The organism is Enterobacter sp. PP-008-ECC_S150 (assembly GCF_045257065.1).
Lineage (GTDB): Bacteria > Pseudomonadota > Gammaproteobacteria > Enterobacterales > Enterobacteriaceae > Enterobacter > Enterobacter chengduensis.
This window is the reverse complement of sequence record NZ_JBJHHG010000051.1, coordinates 1-4,043: the sequence shown is the minus strand read 5'-3', so window position 1 is coordinate 4,043 and position 4,043 is coordinate 1. Positions and strand designations below refer to the sequence as shown.

The 4,043-nt window shown below is 47.3% G+C and carries 4 protein-coding genes and 1 pseudogene; 2 read left to right on the top strand and 3 right to left on the bottom strand.

Annotated elements, in window-relative coordinates; translation table 11 throughout:
• The first annotated feature begins 181 nt into the window (after positions 1-181).
• A complete protein-coding gene (locus tag ACJBF3_RS25810; RefSeq protein ID WP_001749969.1) occupies positions 182-1,390 on the top strand; it encodes a type II site-specific deoxyribonuclease in 1,209 nt (402 codons plus the stop codon).
• A gap of 33 nt (positions 1,391-1,423) precedes the next feature.
• Here the strand turns inward: ACJBF3_RS25810 and ACJBF3_RS25805 are convergent, their stop codons facing one another.
• Positions 1,424-2,857, bottom strand: coding sequence for a DNA cytosine methyltransferase (locus tag ACJBF3_RS25805; protein WP_001288432.1), 1,434 nt, complete (start codon positions 2,855-2,857; stop codon positions 1,424-1,426).
• Positions 2,858-2,955: 98 nt separating this feature from the next.
• Here ACJBF3_RS25805 and ACJBF3_RS25800 point away from each other — a divergent pair.
• A pseudogene (locus ACJBF3_RS25800) lies at positions 2,956-3,228 on the top strand (IS1 family transposase); the annotation flags it as partial.
• 10 nt (positions 3,229-3,238) lie between these two features.
• On the opposite strand, the gene ACJBF3_RS25795 reads toward ACJBF3_RS25800, so the two are convergent.
• Positions 3,239-3,445, bottom strand: a complete 207-nt coding sequence (locus tag ACJBF3_RS25795; protein ID WP_001749967.1) for a hypothetical protein — start codon at positions 3,443-3,445, stop codon at positions 3,239-3,241.
• A gap of 4 nt (positions 3,446-3,449) precedes the next feature.
• Positions 3,450-3,887 (bottom strand): restriction endonuclease, encoded by a 438-nt coding sequence (locus tag ACJBF3_RS25790; protein WP_020325134.1) that lies wholly within the window; start codon positions 3,885-3,887, stop codon positions 3,450-3,452.
• Between the last annotated feature and the right edge of the window lie 156 nt (positions 3,888-4,043).

Sequence of the window (4,043 nt, the reverse complement as noted above, 5' to 3'; positions counted from 1 at the left end):
CACGAGTATTGAGCATAGTCGAGATTGGTGCAGATCACTTCTGATATTGAACTGTCAGGAGCTGGCTGCACAACAGCCATTACGCCCAATCAACTGGTGCAGTCGTCTTCTGAAAATGACACTGTTTGTATATAATCATGAAAAAATGGTGAGTAGAGTTTCAGGGTAACAGGGGATGCTTATGTCGGTTTTCCACAACTGGCTACTTGAGATCGCATGTGAGAATTACTTCGTCTACATCAAACGCCTTTCCGCCAACGATACCGGCGCAACAGGTGGTCACCAGGTAGGGCTTTATATCCCTTCAGGTATCGTTGAAAAACTCTTTCCGTCTATCAACCATACCCGTGAACTGAACCCTTCGGTTTTTCTCACCGCACATGTGTCATCGCATGATTGCCCTGACAGCGAAGCCAGGGCAATTTATTATAACAGCCGTCATTTTGGTAAAACCCGGAATGAAAAAAGGATTACCCGCTGGGGTAGAGGCAGCCCACTTCAGGATCCTGAAAATACAGGGGCTCTGACGCTCCTGGCTTTCAAGCTTGATGAGCAAGGGGGGGACTGTAAGGAAGTAAATATTTGGGTATGCGCCAGCACTGATGAAGAGGACGTCATTGAGACCGCTATTGGTGAAGTTATACCCGGAGCGCTTATATCCGGCCCCGCAGGACAGATTCTAGGCGGACTATCTCTACAGCAAGCGCCAGTAAATCATAAATATATTCTACCTGAAGACTGGCACCTGCGCTTTCCGTCGGGAAGTGAAATTATTCAGTATGCAGCCAGCCATTATGTGAAAAATTCCCTTGATCCGGATGAGCAACTTCTTGACCGCCGGCGCGTGGAGTACGACATATTTCTATTGGTTGAGGAACTGCATGTTCTGGATATCATCCGGAAAGGATTTGGCTCTGTGGATGAATTTATTGCGCTGGCCAATTCTGTCAGCAATCGCCGTAAATCCAGAGCCGGGAAGTCGCTGGAACTGCACCTGGAGCATCTATTCATTGAGCACGGCCTGCGACACTTTGCGACGCAGGCCATCACAGAAGGTAATAAAAAACCCGATTTCCTTTTCCCTTCCGCAGGGGCTTACCACGATACTGAGTTTCCCGTAGAAAATCTGCGCATGCTGGCAGTCAAGACTACCTGTAAGGATCGCTGGCGTCAGATACTGAATGAGGCCGATAAAATTCATCAGGTGCATCTGTTTACACTCCAGGAGGGAGTTTCTCTGGCTCAATATCGGGAGATGCGGGAGTCGGGTGTCAGATTGGTCGTGCCATCATCTCTGCACAAAAAATACCCGGAGGCGGTGAGAGCTGAGCTAATGACGCTAGGTGCGTTTATTGCTGAGCTGACAGGGCTTTACGCAGATATTCCATAGATTATCTCCCGGCATAAATACCGGGAGGAGCGATCAGATTCGTTCAACCTTGCACGAATCGGCATTAACCGCTTTCAGGATATAAGGTTCAAGCAGTTTGGCTACGGCTTCAAACACGGGCACCACTACGGAGTTACCGAACTGCCTGTACGACTGAGTGTCTGACACAGGAATGCGAAAAGGCCTGCCATCTACTTTTTCAAAACCCATAAGGCGCGCGCACTCTCGCGGAGTCAGCCTGCGGGGCCGATGCGCCTGATTTTCTTCGTTCGCGAAGTCTGTTTCACCTGTGGCCATATCCCAGCCACGGTCTATCAGAATTTCAGACCCGTCTTTGTGATAGCGAGCAGAAAGCGTACGGGCAATGCTTTCTTTATTTTCAGGATTAACGAGGCCAAAACCGAATCCGTTACCCTTAGCTGCGTGCTTTTTGGCGTAGTTATAGAGATACTCCCAGAGTTTCGGCGTCAGTATATATTTGCTGTCAACCACGGGTTCCAGCAGTTCGCCAAATGACGGACGCTGTTCCGGATAAAAACGACTAATATCGCGCAGGGTAAAGCCCTGGTGAATGTTCAGATCACGGCGGAAACCGACCAAAACGATACGTTCTCGGTGCTGAGGTAAAAAGTGCTTTCCGTCGATAACTTTAGGATCGTTTTTGCCCATCTCAGCTGCATCCGCAACTTCATAGCCCAGTTCGTCGAGGGTATCCATGATGACTTTAAAGGTTTTACCCTTGTCATGGCTCTTCAGGTTTTTAACGTTTTCAAGAACAAAGATGGCAGGTTTTTTTGCGCGGATAATACGCGCCACATCGAAGAAAAGCGTTCCCTGAGCCTCACATTCGAAACCATGCGCGCGCCCGAGCGAGTTTTTCTTGCTTACGCCCGCAAGGCTAAACGGTTGACAGGGGAAACCTGCTAGAAGTACATCATGATCCGGCACATGCTCATTAATGTAAGCATAGGCATCGTTTTCAGGTACTTCAGGTTTATCACTGAGCGTGACTTCACGAATATCGAGATTGAAAGTGTGTTCCTGAGCATCGTTAAACCAGTTAGCTTTATATGTGCGCACAGCCTCTTTATTCCATTCACTGGTAAAAACGCACTGGCCACCGATGGTTTCGAAGCCCTTCCGTATACCTCCAATCCCAGCAAACAGGTCAATAAACCGGAAGGCATAGTCAGGGTGATGTGCAGGCGCTTCCGGAAGCATTTTTCGTAGAAGTTCCTCTTCGGCTAACGTCAGCGTCTTAGGTGAGCACTTACCATTAATCCAGCGATTAAGAGTCTCGCGACTCCACTCATTTTTACCAACTTTTCTAAGCAGTTCAGCCACGTACTTCTGGTCATAGATTTCCAGCACCTGCCCGAGCAGCTTTTTATCATTTTCCTGTCGCAGTTGTTCTTCCGCTTCTGCTTTCTCAAGCAGATCCTGCGCCAGTAATTCAAATTCAGACATATTGCCTCCATTGGGTCTTATGGGTGAAACTGTATCACTCATTTGACCCAGATTGAATGTTTTTATCTGGATATTTAAACAGGTTTATTGTTAGGTAACGCACGTTGGCCACGCTGGAGCGTCTTCTGGGCCTGCTGTCGGCCTTTGAGGTCGTGGTATGGATGACGGATGGCTGGCCGCTGTATGAACCCCGCCTGAAGGGAAAGCTGCACGTTATCAGCAAGCGTTACACTCAGCGCATTGAGCGACATAACCTGAATCTGAGACAACATCTGGCAAGGCTGGGACGGAAGTCACTGTCGTTCTCAAAATCGGTGGAGCTGCATGACAAGGTCATCGGGCATTATCTGAACATAAAACACTATCAGTAAGTTGGAGTCATTACCGGTTCTCTTTGTCTTTTAGTGATTCTATAAACCTCATTACGTCTGAATATAAAAATCTATTATTTGATTTATGTGGCTCATGAGGTTGTGGGATGGTCTTGTTTTTGAATGTGCCAGTTTTCTTAATGGCAAAGATTAACTCACCTTCTGTTATTCCTAACATTTCAGCAAATGTTTTTGCTTCTATAGTTACTGACTTCATTTAATTAACTCTCATGGTATCGATTTTCTTTACCGGCATCTTTAACAATGGTGCTCGTTTCTAGTGTTGCTGCGGTACGCTTCATCATCGTCTGCGGGGCGGTTGCGATAGTGAAGGAGCTGCCGGGCGTGAGCAAATCTATCAGGCGCTGGCCGCTGATAATCTCCATCCGTTCACTGGCAATACTGACAGATTTTGAACCTGCGCCGGTTTTCCCGGTATGGCAAAACAGACCGCGACAGTTATGACGTTTAAGCAACTTCTCGAACTCCTGTACGTGCTGTAAAGCAATATGGCCGCGATAGCGTTTAGCCTGAATAAGATAGCGATATTTTCCTATTATTACCTGGCCGTCAATGCCTCCATCGCCGGTATAGCGTTTGTTTCTGATGGTTCTGAAGCCATGCGCTTCAAATCCTTCCAGCAACAGTTCTTCAAACACAAAAGGATCAATTTTCCTCAGGTAGTTAATTTTTTGGGCACTGTTGCAAAGTTAGCGATGAGGCAGCCTTTTGTCTTATTCAAAGGCCTTACATTTCAAAAACTCTGCTTACCAGGCGCATTTCGCCCAGGGGATCACCATAATAAAATGCTGAGG

Excerpts from the sequence above, each read along its gene's own strand:
- ACJBF3_RS25795 (WP_001749967.1), bottom strand. The coding sequence starts at position 3,445 with ATGAAGTCAGTAACTATAGAAGCAAAAACATTTGCTGAAATGTTAGGA.
- ACJBF3_RS25810 (WP_001749969.1), top strand. The coding sequence starts at position 182 with ATGTCGGTTTTCCACAACTGGCTACTTGAGATCGCATGTGAGAATTAC.
- ACJBF3_RS25805 (WP_001288432.1), bottom strand. The coding sequence starts at position 2,857 with ATGTCTGAATTTGAATTACTGGCGCAGGATCTGCTTGAGAAAGCAGAA.